This is a genomic window from Lacinutrix venerupis, assembly GCF_003663945.1.
GTDB classification, from domain to species: Bacteria; Bacteroidota; Bacteroidia; order Flavobacteriales; family Flavobacteriaceae; genus Lacinutrix; species Lacinutrix venerupis.
Map to the genome: position 1 here is coordinate 76,457 of NZ_RCCH01000004.1, position 22,657 is coordinate 99,113.

Here is a 22,657-nt window from a genome sequence, read left to right on the forward strand (position 1 = left end):
ACTTTTTTACTCATTCATTCAAAATTAATATTTTAACATTTAGTAAACGACGGATTTAACCTTACATTAACAAAAATGTTAAAACTTAAAACTTTTTAAATGTTTTTGGCAAGTTTAAGGAGTTGTTGATGGGTTTTTAAAACTTCTTCTTTTGTCTTTTTAATATCTATATTTTCTATTACAAAATCGGAAAGCTTAATTTTTTCAATATCTGGCCACTGGTTAGCTATAATTGCTTTTACTTTTTTTACATTAGAGTTATCACGCTTTAACACACGTTTAATACGTGTTTCTTCTGGAGCAGTTACAGTTATAATGTAGTCGTAATTTTTATAACTTCCATTTTCAAAAAGTATAGCGGCTTCTTTTATAACATAAGGAGCAGTTTGTTTGTTTTTCCATTTTACAAAATGCTTTCCTACTTTAGGATGTACAATAGCATTCATTTTTTTTAATAATTCTTTATTATTAAAAATAGCTTTGGCTAAATATGGTTTATTAAGTGTGCCATTTAAATATGCTTCTTCTCCAAAAAGTTTTATTAGCTTTCTTCTAATTACTTTAGAGTTATTCATTAATTTTTTGGCTTCATCATCAGCTATATATATAGGTATATCCAAAGCTTCAAAAGCTTTAGCTACAGTAGTTTTTCCACTACCAATTCCTCCTGTAAGTCCAACAGTTATCATTCTGAGATTATATATTCTATTTTTTGCTCATGTAATCGAGCTGTTTTTATTGTTTTTGGAGACTTTATTAACTTTGGTGTTAAATATGTTGACTTATTATTATGCTCTTTAAAATCACATATAACATCAAAATCGTCTACAGTTATTTTATTATAATTTTCTAAACTAGTGTAGTAAGATAGGTTAACCGTTTTAGGAAAATAATTAACTTTTACATTTTTAGGTACATTAATAATTTCTACAGGTAAAGTTAAAGTTCCCTCTGTAAATTTTTCTACTAATATATCTACACTTACACTTTTAGTTTTTACTAAAATTTGAGAATCTAAACTATCTAATTTTAATGCTAATCTAGCATTAAAAGGCTTGTTAACATTCTCTCGTTTTAACACATTTGTTTCTAAATTATTTATATTAGAAATTAAAGATTTTGGGCCAATTATTTTTACGGAATCTGGATTAGTAACTATAGAATTTAAAACATTATAACCTGGACTATAATTAATTTTTAAATTAGGCATAACAGGCACCTTTTTAACAGCATTAATATCTACTTTAAATAATAGTGTATCTGGATTAATAGTTTTTATCTCTATATTTTTTCCAAATTGATCATTAATTCCTGAATATCCTCTAGACAAAGACCAAACATAAAGCGAATCGCTTTTTCTTACTTCATTTTTAAAATCTATATCTATTGAAGGTGTTTTAAAATAGTACTTTAACCACTCAAAACCATCTGTATTCATTGTAAAGTTTAATACATTGGTAGAGTCGTTAAGCACTACCATTTCATCTGGTATGTTTTTTAATACAACTTTAAATTTTACTGTATTTGTATAACTTGCCGATAACCTTGCTAAGATTAAAATAAAAAAAGCCAATATAAAAAATATAAGAAATACATTTAGTTTCCTGCTTCTTACTATATTTTTTATTGTGCTTGAGATTAAAGACATTATTTATGTTTAAAAAATAATTTAGGAAACTGCGCTTCTGGATTTCTATTTAAAATACTTAAATAAAATGTCGATTTTAAAAACCCAATACCATAACCAAAAAATTGAATTGTTATTGCTATTAAAGATTGAAATGCAACTACTATATTTTTTGTTTTTATTAAAGCTAAACTAAAAGCTAAACCATAATAACCTAATATACAATATAAAGGCAGCTTTATTTCTAAAAACGATATAATAATTGAAAAAACAATGCTTAGCACAAATAAGGTAGGAAACCAATATGTTATTTTTTTAGTTTGTGGGTGCCATTTATTAAGAATTGGCCTAACCATACCAAATTTATTTACTTGAGTATAAAATTTAGACCAAGATATTCTACGTTTATGGTAAACATAAGCGTTTTCAAAAAATGCTGTTTCAAACCCTAAATCCCATAATCTTATAGATAAGTCTGGATCTTCTCCTGGATGAACACGCCCAAAACCACCAGTAGATTGAAATGCTTTTTTAGATAGGCCCATATTAAAACTTCGAGGCTGAAATTTATTTACACTTTTTTTATTACCTCTAATTCCTCCTGTAGTTATAAAAGAAGTCATGCTAAAATTTATAGCTTTTTGTAGGTTAGAGAATGACGCATGTGCTGCATCTGGTCCACCAAAACAATCTACATAATTATGTTTTAAATTACGTATAACTTCATTTAGATACTGTTCTGGTAAAATACAATCGCTGTCTAAAATTATAAAATAATTTCCTTTTGCTTTTTCCATACCAAAATTTCTAGAGTCTCCTGGACCAGAATTTTCTTTGAAATAATATGAAATATTTAAAAGTGAATTATAATTTTTTACTACTAATTCTGAAGAATCTGTAGAGCCATCTTCTACAATAACAATCTCATAATCTCCGCTAAACTTTAATTTAGAAAAACTCTGTAAAAGCTCTTCTATCTCATTAGGGCGATTATAAACAGGAATAATAAATGAAAACGATAATTGCATAATACAAATGTACAGTAATACAATATAAAAAGCCACTCTAAAAAGAGTGGCTTTTATAATATTTATGTAGTACTAAGTTTTAGTAAAACATATTATATAAATTATTAGTTTTTAATAATTTTTACAGTTTCTACTGCACTTCCAACAGTTACTTGTACAAAGTAAGTTCCAGATTGTAGGTTAGACATATCAACATCTTTAGATACAGCATTTGGTGCTGTTCTAATAACTTCTTGACCTAACATATTAAATATAGTAACATTATTTATAGCTTGTTGAGCGTTTAATGTTAATGTATTATTTACTGGGTTTGGATAGTAAGAGAAAATAGTGTTTCCATTAAAATCTCTAGTAGATAATGTAGTTTCTGAGATTGTTATATTAACTGGTCCGGCTACTTTAGCAATACCACTGTTATAAACTCTTGCATAGTAAGTAGCTCCATCTGTAAGACCTCCAACATCTGTAGAACCTTCTCCAACACATGCAATTTCTGCACCTCCTGTACAAGCAGTATCATCGTATATTACAACTGTATCTGCAGTTGTATCAACTGTTACTGCCATTGTAGAAGTAGCAACAAAAGAATACCAAATATCTTGATCTCCACCAGTTGCACCACAAGAACCTGCTGCCACTCCAGAATCTGTAGCTGTAGATGTATCTCCAGTAGCCATAACACCTAAAGTTAATGCTTCAGCTGTTGTACACTCATCGTTTGCGACTGGTATAGGTGTTGTATTTAAGTTTAATGTATAAGCTCCTGTACCTGTAGCAGCATTACCATCTATATAAATATAATATGTTGTTGGTGTCGCTTCAGAATCGAAACAAACAAAACCTCCATTTCCTACATTTGAACTATCGTCATCTCCTGCAACACATACTAATGAACCACAAGCTCCAGACCATACTTGAATTTCTGAATCGAAAGCACCAGCAGAATCTTCAACAGAAATAGATTCGTTTCCTGGAGAGTTATATACATACCATACTCCTGTTCCAAAAACAAGGAAACCTCCATTAGGTGAAGAATCTCCACCTGGGTCACAAGTAGTACCAACAGTACCACCTGAACATGCTGTTAAATTTTCAACATTAGTTGCACCAACAGTACTTCCAGATATAGAATCTCCAGAATTTATAGTAATTGCATTTTCACAAGCATCATTCACTGGAGGACAAATTCCCTCAGTATACATACCTAAATCTGCATCACAAGAATTATCTGTATCATGCACTAAAGTTATATTAATTGAACTTCCAAAAGCATAAGGTCCAACTGTTGTAACACCTGTAACTGTTACAGGAGTTGAAGTCGTTCCATCAAAAATATTTACAGTAGTTGCACTTCCTAAATTAGTTACATCAACATCAATAGAAAACATTGAGTTTGCACAATCATCTACCACTGTAACATTTCCTGCAGGAGCTATACAAGATGGAGCTTCATCAAAAGAAACATTATCTATAGCCATATCTCCTTGATAAGTTCCGGCACTCGTTGCTCTAAATACAACTTGTATAGTTTGACCTGCATAAGTACTTAAATCTACAACTGCATTTAAAAAAGGATCTGTAGCTGCTCCTTGTTGTTGCCCTGAAATACTATATTCAACGTTACCATTAACTAATACATCTAATGTTCCTGTTACAGATCCGTACATATGATAATCAAAAGACAAAGCAGGTGCTGTAAGAGCAGATAAATCTACCATTGGAGCAGTTAATTCTGTTATATCTCCTGCAGATCCACTTGTTGCTTCCGTATAAAAATAATTACCAGTAGTAACAGACGGATCTGGTCCAGTATCTGAAGAGCCTGTATCTGTTCCTGGAGCTGACTCCCAATAGTAAGAACCTCCAGATCCTGCCCAACACTCTCCTTCAATAAAAGCAGATGAACCTGTCGTAAAAGATTCAAAATCTTCGATATATGGTGCTGCTATAGCTGAACATGCTGTTGAGAAAGCGAATGGTCCAACCCATTGTGAAACACCTGTTCCTCCTGTTGCTCCACAATCTGCAAGCACGTAATATTCATAATCAACATTTGGTGATAGTCCAGTAAATGTATGTGGGTTACCAACTCCTGCTTCTGTTGCAGTCATTGTTTGTGTTCCACCTGCCGTAATATTAACTAACTCTACGTTATACACACTAGCTGTTCCATTTTCGGTCCACGACGCCTCAGCAGAAACAGTCGTTACATTCGAAATTGTCAAACCACTCGGGTCTACACAATTTGCAATCGTTGTAAAAGCAAATGGTCCTTCCCATGGTGATAAATCACCTCCGCCACAGTCTGCTTGCACATAAAACTCGTAATCATTAGCATCTGTTAAACCTGATGCTGTATATGGGTTTGTAACGCCAGAAGCTGTTGCTGTCATTGTTTGTGTTCCGCCAGCAGTAACGTCTACAATTTCTACATTCCATGAAGTTGCAGTATTATTCTCTGTCCAACCTAAATCTGCACCAGAAGTAGTTATGTTACTTGCTGTTAAAGCTGTTGGTTGAAGGCAAGTAAATGATGTACTTCTAAAAGAAGTTACATGACAAACAGAACCTCCAGCACATGTTTCGTCTGCAGTAACGTGCAATCTTACCTCTGATGAAGTAATTGCAGAAACTGTTAATGGAGATGGCCCGGATGCAATTACATTGTTTGATAAATCAGTAATCGTTACATAGACATCGGTTCCAGCATCAGTGGCAACAAACTCATAATCTTCACCTACAACTATTCCGTTTATTGTATTATACTCGGTGGAGTAAGTACAAGTTCCAATTTGTTGACTAACATTGTTGTTATTAGATGTCACTGTTAAATATGCTGTAGTATTGATACATTGCGCAGAAACAGCGAATGATGCAAACAGCATTAAAAGTAAAAAAGTAATTTTCTTCATATTAAATTGTTTTAGGTAAATATTAATTATTAATCTTACCAAAATATTGTTTTTTTATTAAGTAATAAGAATAAAAACCAACAAATCGACAACATGCCTTTTATATCGATTAAATGTTAACGATTTGTTAACAGTTTGATTATCATTTAGTATTATTTTTTTGTTAGGGCATAAAAAAAACCATTCAATTAATTTTGAATGGTTTATAATTTTAATTTTTTATAATTTTTATTTTTTATAATTTTTATTTTTCTTGTCCTTTCACAAAGGCATCCATAACCGCATCACTAACACCCATGTTACTAAATCCTCCATCATTATAAAGGTTTTGTAATGTTACACGTTTTGTTAAATCACTAAATAATGATACTGTATAATTAGCACAGTCCATTGCTGTTGCATTTCCTAAAGGAGACATTTTTTCGGCGTAAGCTATAAAACCATCAAATCCTTTTACTCCACTTCCTGCTGTTGTAGGTGTTGGCGACTGTGAAATTGTATTTACTCTTACTTTTTTATCTTTTCCGAAAAAATATCCAAAACTACGTGCTACACTTTCTAAATATGCTTTATTGTCTGCCATATCATTATAATCTGGAAATACACGTTGCGCTGCCATATATGTTAATGCTACAATACTTCCCCACTCATTCATAGCGTCTTGCTTATAAAGTGTTTGCATAGTTTTATGAAAAGACATTGCAGATACGTCTGTTCCTTTTTGTGTCCATGCATAATTTTGGTCTGTATAATGTTTTCCTTTTCTTACATTAATAGACATACCTATAGAATGTAAAACAAAGTCTAATTTACCTCCTAAAATCTCGGTTGCTTGAGACACTAAATTTTGCAAATCTTCTTCACTTGTAGCATCGGCAGGAATAATTTGCGAACCTGTTTTTTCTGCTAGCTTATTTATTTCACCCATTCGCATAGCAACCGGCGCATTAGTAAGTACAAAAGTTCCTCCTTCTTCATGTACACGTTCGGCTGTTTTCCAAGCGATTGAATTTTCGTCTAATGCTCCAAATATAATTCCTCTTTTTCCTTTTAATAAATTGTATGACATATTGTTATTTATTTAGTCGTTTTGGTAAGTTGTATTAAGCATCAAAGATAATATAAAATACTCTTATTTTTTATAATTAGCTTTTATCTACTTTTATATAAACAAAGGTGTTTAATTTAGTAGTTCTTTTGCGTGCGCTAAGGCAGAATTTGAGACATCTACTCCACCTAGCATTTGTGCGATTTCTACAATACGCTCGTCGTGATTAAGTTTTACTAGATTAGTTGTTGTAACCTCGTTTACATCTTTTTTATACACTTTAAAATGTGTATGACCTTTTGCCGCAATTTGCGGTAAATGTGTAATACTAAATACTTGCATGGTTTTACTCATTCCTGCCATAATATCTGCCATTTTATTAGATATTTCTCCAGAAACTCCTGTATCTATCTCATCGAACATTATAGTTGGTAATTTTATATATTGAGTAAGTATAGATTTTATAGCAAGCATTATACGTGATAATTCTCCTCCAGATGCTGCTTTTTTAAGTGGTTTAAATTCTCCTCCTTTATTAGCCGAAAACAAGAAATCTAAACTGTCTTTTCCGTTTAAATAATATGTTTCTGATAATGAAAGTACAATGTTAAATTGGGCGTTAGGCATGCCTAATTGTGCTAAAATAGCTTCTAATTTTTCTTTTAAAGATGGAATTGCTTTTTGTCTTTTATTATGAATTAATAACGCTAAAGCATCTAAATCTTGTTTTACTTTTAAAATTTCGAATTTCTTTTTAGCTATATCCGAATCTACATTTTCTGTTGCTAATACTTTGTCTGATAATTGATTTTCTATTACAATTAGTTCTTCTATAGAAGATACAACATGCTTTTGAAATAAGTTATTTATAATTGTTAATCTTCCGTTTACTTCTTGCAATCTATTTGGGTCTGCTTCTAAATTTTCTTGAAAAGTTTCTAATTCACTAAAAACATCGTCTAACTCTATTAAACTACTATTAGCACGACTATAAAGATCTTCGTATTTATTAGAAATAACAGATACTTGTTTAAGTGTATTTTTTAATTCTGTTAAAGTAGATAAAACACCTATTTGCTCATCGCTTAATAATTGATTTGATGTTGTTAACTTTTCTTGAATAGCATCTATATTGCTTAACATTTCTAACTCTTCTTCTAGAGTCTCTAACTCTCCAGCTTTAAGCTTCGCTTGGGTTAATTCGTTTAACAAAAAAGAGTTATAATCGTGTTCTTTAATAGCTTCGGTTTGAAAGGCTATTAACTTTTCTAAATCTTTATTTAATGCTTTATATTCTAATTGTTTTTTTGAATAATTTGATATTTCTTTTTGGGTATTAGCTAAAGCATCTATAACTTGAAATTGAAAACTATCGTCTACCATTTGAAGTGTTTCGTGCTGAGAATGTATATCTATTAATCGTTCTCCTAAAGCTTGTAAGCTAGAAAGTTTTACAGGAGAATCGTTAACAAAAGCTCTAGATTTACCACTTGGCAATATTTCTCTTCTAATAATTGTTTGTGGTTCGAAATCTAAATCTTCGAGTTTAAAAAGAGTTTCGAGTTTATAGTTTGTTACATCAAAATTAGCCTCAATAACACATTTTTTTTCTTTATTACGAAGACTACTTAAATCTGCTCGTTTACCTAATATTAATGAGAGTCCTCCTAATAATATAGATTTTCCTGCACCTGTTTCTCCAGTAATTATTGTAAACCCATTATTAAAATCTACTTGTAAATGATCTATTAAAGCATAATTTTTTATGGATAAAGAAGTTAACATATTTTTTAAATTTAATAAGCGGTACTTAATTACAATCTCTAATTTATATATTTAATTTACGCAATAACTACAAATTAAGAGTGTACATTAAATATAATTATTAGATTGTTACCTAAGTAATAAAAATAAAGAAATTAATATTTTATATTTCGCCATTTGCTGGCATGTGTTGGAGCGACGCGGTTTAATAGCTCTATCAAATCTACAACTTCTACATTAGGTCCAGAAGAAAATATTTGTTCTATTTCTTCTGCTTTTGCATCAAAAAATATACGGGCAAGATAAGAGTTTGGTCTATTAGAATTCATTTTCTTAAAATATGATAGCGCTAATACAATTTCATTTTTTGCATCTTTACTATTTTCACTCATAATGTCCATTCCTCTTCTATGGTAATTATACATTACGGTTCTAAACTCACTAAATGTTGGAGATAAAATATTATCTATAAGTGCAAATCTACTTTGTAATCCATCTTCTAATTTCCAACCTTTAAAATTTTCTTGTTGAGAAAAATTTACAATACGTTGAGCTTGCTTAAAGTAAGGATCGCCACCTTCTTTTTGAAAAGTTTCGGCGTCTAAACCAAAAACCATATTTATATGAAAAGCCAATACAGAAACAAGATTAGATTCGTACTGATTTTCATTATAAATTAAATTTTGAAATTCTAAATATCTAAAAGAAAAGTCTTTATCGTTTATATTATAAATAGGCGTTGTGTATGTAGAACCAAATACTGGTCTTGAGGACTGTACTTGTATAGATGCTTCAAAATTTTCTCCAGATTGTCCTGTAACATTTATTACTATATTACAGTTTATACGTTCTTGAGGTTTAAAATTTCTATTGGTCCATTTTGTTTTATTTACAAACTCTGTTAATTGATTTTCAAGTGTTTTAAATATTTGAAGATTCTCGTTACCCGTTAATTGCGCATTTACAACTACATTACAGTTTAGCTCTTGAGAAAAACCAAAGTTTATTGTAAAAAAGGCTAAAAGTATAAGTAGTTTACGCATTTAATTTTTGTGTTATAACGCTTAAAATATCTCTTGCCACTTCTGCTTTAGATTTTAATTGGTAAGCGTTTATATTATTATTTTTGTCTATAATAGTCACTTTATTAGTGTCTTTTTTAAAACCTGCTCCTTTATCTTTTAACGAATTTAAAACAATTAAGTCTAAATTCTTCTTTTTTAATTTGCCTTTTGCATTTTCTAATTCATTATCTGTTTCTAATGCAAAACCAACTAATATTTGTTTTGTTTTTATAGCTCCTAAAGAAGCTAATATATCTTTTGTTTTCTCTAACTCTAATGTTAACGTTTCACCTTTCTTTTTTATTTTACTTTGTGAAACTTCTTTTGGTCTATAATCTGCAACTGCTGCAGATAATATTGCCACATCAACAAAATTAAAATGCTGGTGTACGGCTTCATACATGTCTTGCGCACTAACTACAGGAATAACTTGTATTAAACTGTGTTTAGCTTTTTGGTGCGTTGGACCAGTAACTATAATTACTTCTGCTCCCAGGCCTGCTGCTGCTTTAGCTATTTCAAAACCCATTTTTCCGCTAGAATGGTTTCCTATAAAACGAACAGGATCTAAAGCTTCGTAGGTTGGTCCTGCTGTAATAAGTATTTTTTTATTTTTTAACGGAAGGTTTTTAAGAATATCGGCTTCTATAAAAGCAACAATATCTTCTGGTTCTGCAAGGCGACCTTGTCCTACTAAACCACTTGCTAATTCACCAGATGCTGCGGGAATCATGATATTTCCAAAGCTTTCCAACTTAGCAAATGTATTTTTTGTAGATGGATGAATGTACATATCTAAATCCATTGCCGGAGCAAAATATACAGGACATTTAGCAGATAAGTATGTTGCTAATAATAAATTATCGCATGTACCATTTGCCATTTTAGATAGGGTATTTGCTGTTGCTGGTGCAACTACAAAAAAGTCTGCCCAAAGCCCTAACTCGACATGATTATTCCATTCTGCATTCTCATCGTCTTCATTATAAAAAGAAGAGTGTACAGGATTTTTAGATAGTGTAGAAAGTGTAAGAGGTGTTACAAAATCTTTAGAAGCAGGTGTCATAACTACTTTTACGTTAGCACCTGCTTTTATAAATTCTCTTACTAGTATGGCTGTTTTATAAGCAGCAATACCAGCACTAATGCCTAATAGTATATTTTTGCTACTTAAAATAGACATAGTATTAGTCTTGTTTTTCTTCTGTATTTCTATGGTAAACTTTACCGTCTAACCACTCTTTAACTGCTAAAGCGTGTGGCTTAGGTAGTTTTTCGTAGAATTTAGAAACTTCAATTTGCTCTTTGTTTTCAAAGATTTCTTCTAAAGAATCGTTGTAAGTTGCAAATTCTTCCAACTTTTCAATTAACTCTTTTTTAATTTCAGAATTAATTTGCTCTGCTCTTTTAGAAATAATTGAAATAGCTTCGTAAATGTTTTCTGTAGGTGCATCAACTTTATTTCTATTATAAGTTGTTGTACTTAAAGGCGCATCGATCTTTTTTAAATCCATAGTTGTTTTATTAACTTTTTGTATTGTACTGTTCTAATTGTTCTAAAGTATCTTCATACTTTGTTGTTGCATCTTCTAAAAAAGTAGAACTTGCATATGCTTTTTTAAATGCATTATAATATGCTTCTGCAGCTTCTAAACGAGCTTTCTTTTTAAATTCTACACTTCTAACTGCGAGTTGGTATGCAGAATCAAATTTAATATACAAAGCTTCTTCACGAAGTGATGAACCTGGAAAATCTATTATAAAGTTATCTATTGCCGAAATAGATGCTTTATAATCTGAAATTCTATTATATTGTTTTGCAGTTTCAAATGCCTTTTTTTCAAGTTTAAAGCTTAATTCCTTTACTAAGGCGTTAGCTTCAGTAACATCTGTAGATTCTGGATAAACATTAATAAAATTTTGCAATTTCTCTAATGCGGTATATGTATCTTCTTGATCTTTAGAATATACTGGTGATAATTGATAATAACTTTTTGCTGCTTTAAAAGTAGCTTCTTCTCTTTTAGAACTTTTTGGATATGCAGAAACAAAACGCTCAAAATGATAACCTGCTACATAAAACTCTCCTGTTTGATATGAAGCATCTGCATTTAAAAACATTAATCTTTCTGCTTGCGGCTTACCTCTATATTGCGGTATTATTTGTTCGAATAAACGATTTGCTTTAGAAAATTTCCCAGCATTATAAAGTTCTTCTCCAACTTTATATTTTGCTGCAATATCTTCAGACTTTAAAGCTTTTTGATATTCGTTACAAGAGCTAAGCGTTAGGACTAAGAGTAGTAAATAAAATAAGTTTTTCATCAATTTTTTTTATTGTTTTTTCATCTGTTTTATAAAATAATTTTATGTTTATTTTATAGATTTTGAAACAAGATGCAAAAATACGCTATTTATATGGATATTAAAAATATAATTTTACTGCTAAAGTAAGAGTTGAAATTAAGCTACCACACGGTTTAAGTAATATTTAACTTTCAAACTGCTTTATAAAGTTTGCTATTTTAATTTTTAAATCATCTGAAGCGACAACAAGTGGTAATCGAACTGTGTCGTTACAAAGATTTAGGGCTTGCAATACAGCTTTAATTCCTGCTGGATTGTTTTCTGAAAAAATAAGACTTGTTATTTCCATTAATTTAAAATGAAGCTTAAATGCTTGTTTAGCATCTCCTTCTCTACCTAGTGCTATCATTTTTGAAAATGGTTTTGGAAATGCTTGTCCAATTACCGATATTACTCCATCTCCTCCAGCTAAAGCTACTGGTAAAGCCAAATCATCGTCTCCCGATATAACTCCAAATCCTTCTGGCTTATCTTTTAACAATTGTAAATATTGGGCAACATTATTACCTGCTTCTTTTACTGCTACAATATTTTTGAAGTCGTTTGCTAACCTTATTGTTGTTTCTGGAAGCATATTAGATGCTGTTCTACCTGGCACATTATATAAAATAATTGGTACAGGAGATACTTGTGAAACAGTTTTAAAATGTTGATATATTCCTTCTTGAGTTGGTTTACTATAGTATGGAGATACAGATAGAATTCCTGCAAAATTAGATAAATCTGTTGTCTTAATTTCTTCTATAACTGCATTTGTATTGTTTCCTCCAATACCTAAAACTAGTGGCAATCTATCATTATTAGTTTTAATTATGGCATCGATTATGTCTTGCTTTTCTTGCTTTGTTATAGTTACACTTTCGCCTGTTGTACCACTAATTACTATATAATTAGTACCATTTTTTATATTATATTCTACAATATTAGCTAGTGCTTTAAAATCTACTTCACCTTCTGTTGTAAATGGTGTAACTATTGCAATTCCTGTACCTAAAAAAGGATTTTTCATTATTTATATTTTATTTAGAATATTCAAATATTTTTTTAATTCTGAAGTAAATGTTTTAAAATCATTCATTTCAGTTTTTATAATCAAATCGTTTACACGCTCGTCTGTTTCTAAAACGCCGACTTTAAATTTTGATTTTGAAGAAACAGTTAAAAGTTTTAAATGTGTTGTGTCGTTTTTAAAATAACTTATTAACAAATCGAATTCTTTATTTAAAAACTGTTGCAATTCTTTATCTTTTATAACGCCTTTCCACCCTAAATGTTTTAATGTAAAGGTTGGCTTAAAAGTATTTTCTTCTTTTTTAACTTGCTCTTTAAAAGCAATAATTTCTATTTCTTCTTTATTTAAATATAAATTTTTAGCTAAAAAATTAAAATCTGGAAGATTATCTATCTCTTCTGCATTAAAAATAACTCCTATACTATTAATCTTACTATTTGATTGTGAGACAACTCTATTTTTTAACCTAGAATTAATATAGTTTTTATTAGATTTTTCTTTTAATCCTTTTAAAATCATTTATATTTAAACTTTGTACAAAAGTAGGAAAATCGACCACATGTTTTCTAAAAAAAACCAAGTATTACACATGAAAAAAAAACACTTATTAAATTTAACGCTACTTCTTATTTTCTTTTACTCATGTAAACAAGAACCGTATTCAATTTCTAAAATTGAAGGTAAACAAATTGCTATAAAAGATAGACTTGAATTAGATAAAGATTTTGACTCTTTAATTTCACCATATAGAGAACAACTAGAAAAAGATATGCATAGAGTATTATCTTATGCTCCAAAAACTTATACAAAAAGCGATGGCGACTTAAATACAGCTATTGGTAATTTAATGGCAGATGTTGTTTTTTCTGAAGGAAACCCAATATTTAACAAAAGAACTGGTAAAAATATTGATATTGTTTTATTAAATCACGGTGGCATTAGATCCATAATTTCTAAAGGAAACATTACCACAGAAACAGCTTTTAAAGTTATGCCTTTTGAAAACAGTATTGTTGTTGTAGCTCTTAAAGGACAACAAATAGACAGCATGATGCATTATTTAAGCGAAGCTAAAAGAGCTCATCCTGTTCGTGGTATAACATTAACTTTAGACAAAAACTATAAAATTTCTAATGCTTTAGTTAATAAAAAACCAATAGAAAAAGACAAAACTTACTATGTAGCAACTAACGATTATTTATATGACGGTGGAGACAGAATGCGTTTTTTTAAACCTAACGACTCGGTTTATTATTTAGATTATAAAATTAGAAATGCTATGATTGATTACTTTAAAAAAGTAGATACGATTAACCCGAAAATTGATAACAGATTTACCCAAACCAAATAATTTAAAAAAATGAAACGTAGAACATTTATTCAACAATCATCGGCTGCAACAGCATTAGTAACTCTTGGTGGATTTGGTTTTCAATCTTGTAATTCGGCAATAAAAACAAAAAAAATAACAATACTGCATACAAACGATGTGCATAGCCATATAGATCCTTTTAGCCCAGAAGATGGCAGAAACGCTAACCAAGGCGGAGTTGCTAGACGCGCAAGTTTAGTTGAGTCTATTAGAAATGAAAATCCAAATACACTTTTATTAGATGCTGGTGATATTTTTCAAGGCACTCCATATTTTAACTATTATGGCGGCGAATTAGAATTTAAACTTATGTCTAAAATGAAATATGATGCTGCAACTATTGGTAATCATGATTTCGACAATGGTATAGATGGTTTGTATGCGCAATTACCTCATGCCGATTTTAAATTTTTATCTGCTAATTATAATTTTAAAAATACAATAATGGATACGCATGTTAAACCTTATCATGTGTTTATTAAAGAAGGTATTAAAATTGGTGTTTTTGGTTTAGGTATTAAGCTAGATGGCTTAGTTGACAAAAAAATGTATAAAGAAACAGAGTATTTAGATCCTGTAGAGATTGCTACAGATATGTCTAGAATTTTAAAAAATGAAGAGCAATGCGACTTAGTTATTTGCCTATCTCATTTAGGATATTATTACTCTAAAAACCCAAATAAAATTTGTGACCTTGTTCTTGCAAAAGAAACAAGAGATATCGATTTAATTATTGGTGGCCATACACACACTTTTTTACCAAAGCCTACAGTAGCGCAAAATAAAGATGGTAAAAACGTATTAGTAAACCAAGTAGGTTGTTATGGTATTAATTTAGGTAAAATTGATTTCTTTTTTGATGCTGACAAAAACAAAACTGCAAATGGAACTTCTATAATAGTGTAATAAATAATAATTAATAACGACTAAACTTAGTAGTTATTAATTATTAACATTATGCTTTTATGAGAGCCAAAATACTATTAGGATTACGCATTGTTATTGCCATTATTTTAATACAAACTTTAAGATATAAATTTACTGGACATCCAGATAGTGTTTACATTTTCACTCAAGTTGGCATGGAGCCTTACGGTCGTATTGCTATTGGAATTTTAGAGCTTGTTGCTGGAATATTACTATTAATTCCTAAAACAGTATGGGTTGGAACTCTACTTACTATTGGTATAATTGGCGGCGCAATATTTTTACACATAACACAACTTGGAATAAGTGTTAATGGAGATAATGGCATATTATTTTATACAGCATTAATAACATTTATTCTTTCTTGTATTGTTTTATTCTACAACAGAAAAAAAATTCCGATTTTAAAATAATACTTTATAATATTTATTCATTTTAGAAACAATATAAAAATACACAAGAGAGAAACCTATAATTAAAAGTATAGAATAAATTACACTTAGTATATAGTCTGAAGAAACAAACACATATGCCACTCTTACTGTTTCAGAAAACACAATACAAACACTTGCTAAAAAAAGTATTAATCCTTTCTTAGAATCATGATACAAATAGTTAATTAATGAAAAAGAAAGCAACAATAATATGCTAATATTATAAAGGCATTCTATTAAAAAATCTAATGTATAAACTTTAATAGTACTATCTGCTAAAATCATTTGATTTAAGGTAAAAATTAAATAACCATTAAATATAAATAGTACAAAAATTGGTAATTTAAATTTACTCATTAATATTTTTAAATTAATACGCTTAGCTATGTATAACAGTAAGTTTAAATAGCCAAATATATAAGCGATATTACTAATTCTAGGTAAAACACTAACATCGAAATAACTAAAAGCCTTTATAAACTCTGCAAATGCGGAAGAAATTAAAAAGATTGCAAAAAATTTACTTTTATTTTCTGATACGGTAAAATATAAATACACTAAAAAAGAAAGTATAAAAGCTCTTAAATAGCTTGATAGTTTAACAAGGTCAAACAAGACGCTAACCATAAACAAACAAGTGATTATAACAAGAAGGCTTGTTATACACTGTAATTTTGTGATTTTCATTATAATAGATTTAAGGGAAAGTAAATATATAAGAAAATAAACCAATAAACGTTAAAATATACACTTAATCGACGAAATACACGTAATTAAATTGTATTTGAAAGAAAAACTATACAAGTAAACTATTCGTTTCCTCTTCAGGTGCTATAAGAATATGGCTATAGAGCAACGACACACCAAAAAAGAAAAACACTGTAGACATATAATCTAATACAATATCCTCATCAATAAAGTAATATGTAATCAATATAAACTCTGAAAAAGCTATTAAAAAACAAGACAGAAATAACACCAAATATTTCCTTATGTTGTTATGGATATAGTTTAAAAAAGAAAGAGACAGTAATACTACTAAAGATAAATTATATACAAATTCGACAATATGAACCGCAACATCTAATTGAGACTCAAAGTTTATAGGTTTGACCAAGTTTATAAAAAAATAAAGAATATAAATACTCAATAACAACAACACTATAAAATAAAATAGATACTTTTTAAATATCACTTTAAAATTTAGGCCATTTACAACATAAAGAATAAGAAAAAAATATGCAATTATGTAAGAAATATTACATAAGTAATAATAAATGTTTTCGTCTGGATTATACAGAAACATACTAACAAGTTCTCCTACTGTATAACACAAAAAAAACAGTATTAATGTAATACTTTTAGCTCCTTTTTTAAAAAAATAGAACAATGCTAAAACGGGAACAAACATTAGCTCTAAATTATAAGATATTGTGCTAAACCCAAACACATCTAAAAGCACTATTATTAAAATAATAGCCATGGATAAAATAATAAATTTACTTTGTTTGGACATAAAGGGCTTAAAGGTAATGAAATACCAAATTAACGGTTTCAACTATTAAGAAACAAAAAAAATTAACACTAAATTACTTACAAATTTATTTTTATTTTAAAATTATAACATGTTTAAAAAATCTGTTTCTGATATTATTTCAATATTTAACTTCTCAGCTTTATCTCTTTTACTTGGTCCCATTTTATCACCAGCAACTACAAAATCGGTTTTCGAAGATATGGAACTTACATTTTTACCTCCATTATCTTCAATAAGTTTTTTTAGCTCTGTTCTTGATACTTGAGTAAATACTCCAGAAACAACAAACGATTTACCTTCTAGTTTATTGGTTAAATTTGCTAACTTCTCTGCAGACACTTCCAATTGCACACCAAACTCTTTTAGTTTTTGTATGGTATTTACATTTTCTTCTGAAGCAAAAAAAGCAACTACACTTTCTGCTATTTTAACTCCTATTTCGTCTACTTTTTCTAAATCTTCAATTGAGGCATTTGCTAAAGCCTCTATACTTTTATAATGTTTAGCTAATTTTTTTGCCACTGTTTCTCCAACAAAACGAATTCCAATAGCAAATAGAACACGCTCAAAAGGTATTTGCTTTGAAGCATCAATACCATTAATTAAGTTCTCTGCACTTTTTTCTGCCATTCTTTCTAAAGGCATTACTTGCTCTTTATTAAGTGCATATAAATCTGCATAATTAGTAATTAAACCTTCTTTTACCAAAAGTGCAACAGTCTCTCCTCCTAAACCATCTATATCCATAGCTTTTCTAGAAATAAAATGTTGTATTCTTCCCACAACCTGTGGTTCGCAACCATTATAATTTGGACAAAAATGCTTTGCCTCACCTTCCACTCTTTCTAACGGTGTCTGGCACTCTGGACAATGTGTTATATATTTTGTTGGTTCAGAATTTAAAGGTCTTTTAGACAAGTCTACAGCTATAATTTTAGGAATTATCTCTCCTCCTTTTTCTACAAAAACTTCATCGTTTACACGTATATCTAACTTTTCAATTTGGTCTGCATTATGTAAAGATGCTCTTTTTACAATGGTTCCTGCTAATTCAACTGGTTCTAAATTAGCAACTGGAGTAATTGCTCCTGTTCTACCCACTTGATATGTTATCTCTTTTAACGTAGTAGATACTTGCTCTGCTTTAAACTTGTATGCCATTGCCCAACGAGGCGCTTTAGCTGTATAACCTAATTCTTCTTGTTGGTATAAATTATTAACTTTAACTACTACTCCATCTGTTTCGTAAGGAAGATTATGTCTTTCTTTATCCCAATGATTTATAAATTGAAAAACCTCTTCAATAGAATTGCATAAGCGCGCTTCGTTTGGAACTTTAAAGCCCATTTGCCTTGCTTTTACCAAACTTTCAAACTGATTTTCAACACCTAAATTAGTTCCTGTTAAGTTATACAACAAACATTCTAAAGGTCGCTTAGCAACCTCTGCACTATCTTGCAACTTTAAGCTTCCTGAAGCAGTATTTCTAGGATTTTTATACGGTTCCTCTCCATTTGCTACACGCTCTTCATTCATTTTAACAAAGCCATCAAAAGGCAAAACTATTTCTCCACGAATGTCGAATTTTAAAGGATAACTACCTTTTAATTTTAAAGGTACAGATTTAATAGTTTTAATATTTGTAGTTACATCGTCTCCCTGAAAACCATCTCCTCTTGTTACTGCTCTTACTAAACTTCCATTTTCGTATGTTAAACTTATTGAAGCTCCGTCGTATTTAAGTTCGCAAGTGTAAGCAACATCTCCATCTACTAACTTTTTAATTCTAGTTTCCCAATCTTTTAAATCTTCTAAAGAATATGAGTTATCCAAAGAATACATTCTATGCTCATGAGTTACAGTATTAAAATTTTTTGTAACCTCTCCTCCAACTCGTAAAGTTGGGGAATTAGCATCATAAAATTCTGGATTTGCTTCTTCTAAAGCTTGAAGTTCTTTTAATTTTATATCGAAATCATAATCACTAATCGTAGGATTATCTAGCACATAATAATTATAATTATGTTCGCGAAGTGTGTTACGAAGTTGGTTTATTTTTTCTTGTATTGTCATTCTATAATCTATCTTTATTTAACCATTTTGGAGCTGGCAATGGCTTAAAATTGTTCATTTTATCTAGCAATCCGTCTATAGTATTATCAATTACAACTGCTTTAAAGTTTTCTTCACTTAAAAAACCTTTAGACACCATCACCTTGCTTTGCTGTATTAAAGCATCATAATAACCATTTATGTTTAAAATACCTATTGGCTTAATATGTAAACCTAATTGTCCCCAAGTTGTAATTTCAAAAAACTCATCCATGGTTCCAAAACCACCAGGTATAACTATAAATCCATCGCTTTTTTCGTACATTTTAACTTTACGATCGTGCATATTATTAGTTACTATTAACTGCGTTAAATCTTCACTAACAATTTCTTTAGTTTTTAAAAAATTAGGAATTATACCTAATACCTTTCCGTTATTTTCTAAAACACCTTTAGCAACAACTCCCATGATACCAATTTTTGCTGCTCCATAAACCAAGGTAATATTATTTTGTGCTAAAGTTTTACCTAAAGCATGAGCTTCGGAAATTATTATATTATCATTTCCTAAACTTGCTCCACAAAAAACTGCAATACTATTCATTATATATTTGCTTTTAACATTCGGTTTTTATTAAAAATATCTTTTAATATTTCTACATTTTTAAACCCAAAACTTTCAACTAGATCTTTGGTTTCCTCTCCTAAATACTCGTTTATTTCGAAAAATAATTGTCCGTTTTGTTTCAATTTATTTTTGGCAAATTTTGTAATCGCTCTATAAAATATTAAAGGATCATTATCTTCTACAAATAATGCCAAATGTGGCTCGTTATTTAAAACGTTATTTTGTATTTCTACCTTTTCCAAATTACGAACATAAGGCGGATTAGATACTATAATATTAAACTCTAAATTTTTAAATAATGTGTCACAATCATCATCTTTTAAGATACTTCCTTCTAGAAAATTAATATCTACATTATTTAAAGTGGCATTTTCTTTAGCTTTTTCTATTGCTTTTTCCGAAACATCTAAAGCATACAGTTGTGCATTATTTAAGTTTTTTGCTAAAGCAATAGCTATACAACCACTTCCGGTTCCAATATCTAAAATTGATAATTGAGTTGATGCTTTATTTTTTTTAGAGTCTATTATTAACTGTACCAACTCTTCCGTTTCCGGTCTTGGTATTAATGTATTTTCATTAACTTTAAATGGTAAACCAAAAAATTCGGTTTCACCTAATATATATTGAATAGGCTGCTCTTTTTTTAATGCTTCTAAAGCATCAAAAATTGGCTGCTGCTCTTCTTTTGTTATAGAAATGTTTCTATTTAAGGCTATATCTAATCTTGAAATATTATAAAAAGCCTCTGTACACAAAAAGAAAAAACTAGACACTTCTTCTTTGCCATAAATAACATCTAACGTTTCGTGAAATATATTTTCTAAATCTTTTACTAACACAATTAACTTTATTTATAATAAATCTTTAATCATCCATATTGAACAAGAGTTATGTCCTGTATCACCTAATGGCTCTTTTAAATGTTTAAAACCAAATGATTCGTAAATATGAATTGCAGCTTTTAATTGTGGAGCAGACTCTATATAACACTGCTTATAACCCATCTTTTTTGCAGAATCTATACATTTTTTAAACAATAGTTTACCATAACCTTTTCCTCTAATTTTTGGTGAAAAGTACATTTTTTGAAGTTCGCAAACTGTACTTTTAAAACCGTTTAAAGTTTTTATACCTGCTCCACCATGTATTTCTCCATCAACATCGATTACATAGTAAACATCGTTTTTATTTTTGTAAGATTGATACATTATTTTTGTTTCTGGATCTGCATAAGCAGTACCTTTTAAAGGAATATTAAATTCTGGAAAACATGCACGTATAACACCTTCTATCTGCACATTATCTTCAAGCATAATTTCTCTAATAACCATATTATTTTTACTCACTTTATTATAGTATTTTTACGCAGTATTTTGAGGTTGAATATACAGCAATACCAATTAAATTAAAAAAATCAAGATGAAGAAACTTATAATCTTATTAACAATTACATGTTGCTTTTTAAGCTGTAAATTTAAGGAAAAACCAGAATTTTTGCGTGTTGAAAATATAGCAGTTGCAGAGTCTAATAGCGAATTTATTGTTGTTACCGCAGACGCTTTTTTTAACAACCCAAACAGTGTTGGCGGAAAATTAGAAACCGAAGGCATTATTATTACCGTAAATGGTATTGAAGCTGCCACTGTATCTTCTAAAGAATTTGATGTACCTGCAAAAAAAGATTTTTCAATTCCGTTATCGGCAAATATTCCTACTAGTAAAATTTTAAATCTTAATAACCTTAGTGGTTTATTAAGTAGCGTACTTAATAAAACAGTTAAAGTACAATACCAAGGTGAAATTAAATATAAAGTTTTTGGATTTTCCCATAAATACAATATCGATGAAATTGAAGATGTAAAAATTAAAATTTAATTTGAATACACACCAAACATATATGCACCGAGCAATACAAATTGCCAAAAACGGATTAGGAAAAACTCGTCCAAATCCTATGGTTGGTGCTGTAATAGTATATAATAACAAAATAATAAGCGAAGGTTTTACAAGTAAATACGGTGGTAACCATGCTGAAGTAAATGCAATAAATGCAGTTAAAGACAAATCTCTTTTACAACAAAGCACACTTTACGTAACACTTGAACCTTGTTCTCATTATGGAAAAACACCTCCATGCAGCGATTTAATTATACATTATAAAATACCTAATGTAGTTATTGGATGTGTTGATGATAATCCTGAAGTTGCTGGAAAAGGAATAAAAAAATTAATAGATTCTGGATGCAAAGTTACTGTTGGCGTTTTAGAATCTAAATGTAAGGCGCACCATAAACGCTTTTTTACTTTCCACAACAAACAACGTCCTTATATTATATTAAAATGGGCAGAAACTAACAATGGATTTATAGCACCTGCAACAAAAAATGAACAAAAACCTATTTGGATTACTAATAAAACATCAAGACAATTAGTACATAAATGGCGTGCAGAAGAACAAGCCATTTTAGTAGGGACCAATACAGTAGTTAAAGATAACCCAACCTTAACTGTTAGAGATTGGACTGGCGAAAACCCAATTCGTGTAGTTTTAGATAAAAACAATTTGCTTTCTAAAGCGTATAATATTTTTAATACTGAAGCTGAAACTTTAATTATTAAAGAGCAGTCTTTAAAAGAAACTTGCCAATATTTATATAAAAAAAATATTAATTCTATAATTATAGAAGGCGGAGCAAAAACACTTCAGTTGTTTATAGACAAAGAACTTTGGGATGAAGCAAGAGTATTTAAAGGAGCTATAGAATTTAAAGAAGGCGTTAAAGCTCCTGTTTTTTCTGGAAATTTAATTTCTGAACAAACAATTTTTAATGACGTGTTGAAAATTTACGAACGTAAACATTAATTTAAACGTTTAAAACACA

At 29.6% G+C, this 22,657-nt stretch carries 22 protein-coding genes; 5 read left to right on the forward strand and 17 right to left on the reverse strand.

Translation table 11 applies throughout. The features are described from left to right. Positions 1-95: 95 nt before the first annotated feature. The 12 genes from coaE to CLV86_RS06935 form a co-directional block, all read right to left on the reverse strand. Complete coding sequence (gene coaE / locus CLV86_RS06880; RefSeq protein WP_121051119.1) at positions 96-689, reverse strand: dephospho-CoA kinase; 594 nt, start codon at positions 687-689, stop codon at positions 96-98. Beyond that, entirely contained in the window at positions 686-1,648 is a 963-nt protein-coding gene (locus tag CLV86_RS06885; protein ID WP_121051121.1) for a CdaR family protein, read from the reverse strand. The genes coaE and CLV86_RS06885 overlap by 4 nt, the downstream gene beginning before the upstream one ends. Beyond that, positions 1,648-2,655: a glycosyltransferase family 2 protein gene (locus CLV86_RS06890; protein ID WP_121051123.1), complete on the reverse strand. Its 1,008-nt coding sequence runs from the start codon at positions 2,653-2,655 to the stop codon at positions 1,648-1,650. The genes CLV86_RS06885 and CLV86_RS06890 overlap by 1 nt, the downstream gene beginning before the upstream one ends. A 104-nt stretch (positions 2,656-2,759) precedes the next feature. Then, positions 2,760-5,567, reverse strand: coding sequence for a T9SS type A sorting domain-containing protein (locus CLV86_RS06895; RefSeq protein ID WP_121051125.1), 2,808 nt, complete (start codon positions 5,565-5,567; stop codon positions 2,760-2,762). Between the two features lie 244 nt (positions 5,568-5,811). Further along, the gene (locus CLV86_RS06900; protein ID WP_121051127.1) at positions 5,812-6,636 is read right to left on the reverse strand and encodes an enoyl-ACP reductase FabI; all 825 of its coding nucleotides are present in this window, start codon (positions 6,634-6,636) and stop codon (positions 5,812-5,814) included. Positions 6,637-6,747: 111 nt separating this feature from the next. After that, complete coding sequence (gene recN / locus CLV86_RS06905) at positions 6,748-8,400, reverse strand: DNA repair protein RecN (protein ID WP_121051129.1); 1,653 nt, start codon at positions 8,398-8,400, stop codon at positions 6,748-6,750. Positions 8,401-8,534: 134 nt separating this feature from the next. Further along, entirely contained in the window at positions 8,535-9,422 is an 888-nt protein-coding gene (gene porD / locus CLV86_RS06910) for a type IX secretion system protein PorD (RefSeq protein WP_121051131.1), read from the reverse strand. Next, positions 9,415-10,626 (reverse strand): bifunctional phosphopantothenoylcysteine decarboxylase/phosphopantothenate--cysteine ligase CoaBC, encoded by a 1,212-nt coding sequence (gene coaBC, locus CLV86_RS06915; protein ID WP_121051137.1) that lies wholly within the window; start codon positions 10,624-10,626, stop codon positions 9,415-9,417. The genes porD and coaBC overlap by 8 nt, the downstream gene beginning before the upstream one ends. 4 nt (positions 10,627-10,630) lie before the next feature. Then, entirely contained in the window at positions 10,631-10,957 is a 327-nt protein-coding gene (locus CLV86_RS06920) for a DNA-directed RNA polymerase subunit omega (RefSeq protein WP_076733551.1), read from the reverse strand. Positions 10,958-10,967: 10 nt separating this feature from the next. Further along, positions 10,968-11,768, reverse strand: coding sequence for an outer membrane protein assembly factor BamD (locus tag CLV86_RS06925; RefSeq protein WP_076733552.1), 801 nt, complete (start codon positions 11,766-11,768; stop codon positions 10,968-10,970). Positions 11,769-11,934: 166 nt separating this feature from the next. Further along, a complete protein-coding gene (gene dapA / locus CLV86_RS06930; protein ID WP_121051139.1) occupies positions 11,935-12,819 on the reverse strand; it encodes a 4-hydroxy-tetrahydrodipicolinate synthase in 885 nt (294 codons plus the stop codon). A 3-nt stretch (positions 12,820-12,822) separates the two neighbouring features. Next, positions 12,823-13,341 carry a DUF6913 domain-containing protein gene (locus CLV86_RS06935; protein WP_121051141.1) on the reverse strand — a complete coding sequence of 173 codons (519 nt, stop codon included), beginning with the start codon at positions 13,339-13,341 and terminating at the stop codon, positions 12,823-12,825. Between the two features lie 70 nt (positions 13,342-13,411). Here CLV86_RS06935 and CLV86_RS06940 point away from each other — a divergent pair, with 70 nt between their 5' ends. The 3 genes from CLV86_RS06940 to CLV86_RS06950 are packed head-to-tail and all read left to right on the forward strand — an operon-like array spanning position 13,412 to position 15,534. After that, the gene (locus CLV86_RS06940) at positions 13,412-14,173 is read left to right on the forward strand and encodes a 5'-nucleotidase C-terminal domain-containing protein (RefSeq protein ID WP_121051518.1); all 762 of its coding nucleotides are present in this window, start codon (positions 13,412-13,414) and stop codon (positions 14,171-14,173) included. Between the two features lie 9 nt (positions 14,174-14,182). Continuing rightward, positions 14,183-15,100: a bifunctional metallophosphatase/5'-nucleotidase gene (locus CLV86_RS06945; RefSeq protein WP_121051143.1), complete on the forward strand. Its 918-nt coding sequence runs from the start codon at positions 14,183-14,185 to the stop codon at positions 15,098-15,100. Between the two features lie 59 nt (positions 15,101-15,159). After that, positions 15,160-15,534: a DoxX family membrane protein gene (locus CLV86_RS06950; protein WP_121051145.1), complete on the forward strand. Its 375-nt coding sequence runs from the start codon at positions 15,160-15,162 to the stop codon at positions 15,532-15,534. Here the strand turns inward: CLV86_RS06950 and CLV86_RS14160 are convergent. The 5 genes from CLV86_RS14160 to CLV86_RS06980 all read right to left on the reverse strand — a co-directional run bounded on the left by CLV86_RS14160 (position 15,526) and on the right by CLV86_RS06980 (position 21,121). Beyond that, entirely contained in the window at positions 15,526-15,912 is a 387-nt protein-coding gene (locus CLV86_RS14160) for a hypothetical protein (RefSeq protein WP_147427018.1), read from the reverse strand. The genes CLV86_RS06950 and CLV86_RS14160 overlap by 9 nt on opposite strands. 1,261 nt (positions 15,913-17,173) lie before the next feature. Next, positions 17,174-19,165, reverse strand: a complete 1,992-nt coding sequence (ligA, locus tag CLV86_RS06965) for an NAD-dependent DNA ligase LigA (protein WP_121051151.1) — start codon at positions 19,163-19,165, stop codon at positions 17,174-17,176. 1 nt (position 19,166) lies between these two features. Then, the gene (locus CLV86_RS06970; RefSeq protein WP_121051153.1) at positions 19,167-19,748 is read right to left on the reverse strand and encodes an LOG family protein; all 582 of its coding nucleotides are present in this window, start codon (positions 19,746-19,748) and stop codon (positions 19,167-19,169) included. Then, complete coding sequence (prmC, locus tag CLV86_RS06975; RefSeq protein ID WP_121051155.1) at positions 19,748-20,614, reverse strand: peptide chain release factor N(5)-glutamine methyltransferase; 867 nt, start codon at positions 20,612-20,614, stop codon at positions 19,748-19,750. The genes CLV86_RS06970 and prmC overlap by 1 nt, the downstream gene beginning before the upstream one ends. A 12-nt stretch (positions 20,615-20,626) precedes the next feature. Further along, entirely contained in the window at positions 20,627-21,121 is a 495-nt protein-coding gene (locus CLV86_RS06980; RefSeq protein WP_121051157.1) for a GNAT family N-acetyltransferase, read from the reverse strand. A gap of 73 nt (positions 21,122-21,194) precedes the next feature. On the opposite strand from CLV86_RS06980, the gene CLV86_RS06985 reads away from it, so the two are divergent. Together CLV86_RS06985 and ribD are read left to right on the forward strand one after the other, a co-directional pair. Next, a complete protein-coding gene (locus CLV86_RS06985) occupies positions 21,195-21,650 on the forward strand; it encodes a hypothetical protein (protein WP_121051159.1) in 456 nt (151 codons plus the stop codon). A gap of 22 nt (positions 21,651-21,672) precedes the next feature. Then, positions 21,673-22,638 (forward strand): bifunctional diaminohydroxyphosphoribosylaminopyrimidine deaminase/5-amino-6-(5-phosphoribosylamino)uracil reductase RibD, encoded by a 966-nt coding sequence (gene ribD, locus CLV86_RS06990; protein ID WP_121051161.1) that lies wholly within the window; start codon positions 21,673-21,675, stop codon positions 22,636-22,638. Positions 22,639-22,657 lie beyond the last annotated feature (19 nt).

Bases quoted from the DNA above. Each gene is read 5' to 3' on its own strand.
- coaE (WP_121051119.1), bottom strand. From the start codon at position 689: ATGATAACTGTTGGACTTACAGGAGGAATTGGTAGTGGAAAAACTACT.
- CLV86_RS06885 (WP_121051121.1), bottom strand. From the start codon at position 1,648: ATGTCTTTAATCTCAAGCACAATAAAAAATATAGTAAGAAGCAGGAAA.
- CLV86_RS06890 (WP_121051123.1), bottom strand. From the start codon at position 2,655: ATGCAATTATCGTTTTCATTTATTATTCCTGTTTATAATCGCCCTAAT.
- CLV86_RS06895 (WP_121051125.1), bottom strand. From the start codon at position 5,567: ATGAAGAAAATTACTTTTTTACTTTTAATGCTGTTTGCATCATTCGCT.
- CLV86_RS06900 (WP_121051127.1), bottom strand. From the start codon at position 6,636: ATGTCATACAATTTATTAAAAGGAAAAAGAGGAATTATATTTGGAGCA.
- recN (WP_121051129.1), bottom strand. From the start codon at position 8,400: ATGTTAACTTCTTTATCCATAAAAAATTATGCTTTAATAGATCATTTA.
- porD (WP_121051131.1), bottom strand. From the start codon at position 9,422: ATGCGTAAACTACTTATACTTTTAGCCTTTTTTACAATAAACTTTGGT.
- coaBC (WP_121051137.1), bottom strand. From the start codon at position 10,626: ATGTCTATTTTAAGTAGCAAAAATATACTATTAGGCATTAGTGCTGGT.
- CLV86_RS06920 (WP_076733551.1), bottom strand. From the start codon at position 10,957: ATGGATTTAAAAAAGATCGATGCGCCTTTAAGTACAACAACTTATAAT.
- CLV86_RS06925 (WP_076733552.1), bottom strand. From the start codon at position 11,768: ATGAAAAACTTATTTTATTTACTACTCTTAGTCCTAACGCTTAGCTCT.
- dapA (WP_121051139.1), bottom strand. From the start codon at position 12,819: ATGAAAAATCCTTTTTTAGGTACAGGAATTGCAATAGTTACACCATTT.
- CLV86_RS06935 (WP_121051141.1), bottom strand. From the start codon at position 13,341: ATGATTTTAAAAGGATTAAAAGAAAAATCTAATAAAAACTATATTAAT.
- CLV86_RS06940 (WP_121051518.1), top strand. From the start codon at position 13,412: ATGAAAAAAAAACACTTATTAAATTTAACGCTACTTCTTATTTTCTTT.
- CLV86_RS06945 (WP_121051143.1), top strand. From the start codon at position 14,183: ATGAAACGTAGAACATTTATTCAACAATCATCGGCTGCAACAGCATTA.
- CLV86_RS06950 (WP_121051145.1), top strand. From the start codon at position 15,160: ATGAGAGCCAAAATACTATTAGGATTACGCATTGTTATTGCCATTATT.
- CLV86_RS14160 (WP_147427018.1), bottom strand. From the start codon at position 15,912: ATGAGTAAATTTAAATTACCAATTTTTGTACTATTTATATTTAATGGT.
- ligA (WP_121051151.1), bottom strand. From the start codon at position 19,165: ATGACAATACAAGAAAAAATAAACCAACTTCGTAACACACTTCGCGAA.
- CLV86_RS06970 (WP_121051153.1), bottom strand. From the start codon at position 19,748: ATGAATAGTATTGCAGTTTTTTGTGGAGCAAGTTTAGGAAATGATAAT.
- CLV86_RS06985 (WP_121051159.1), top strand. From the start codon at position 21,195: ATGAAGAAACTTATAATCTTATTAACAATTACATGTTGCTTTTTAAGC.
- ribD (WP_121051161.1), top strand. From the start codon at position 21,673: ATGCACCGAGCAATACAAATTGCCAAAAACGGATTAGGAAAAACTCGT.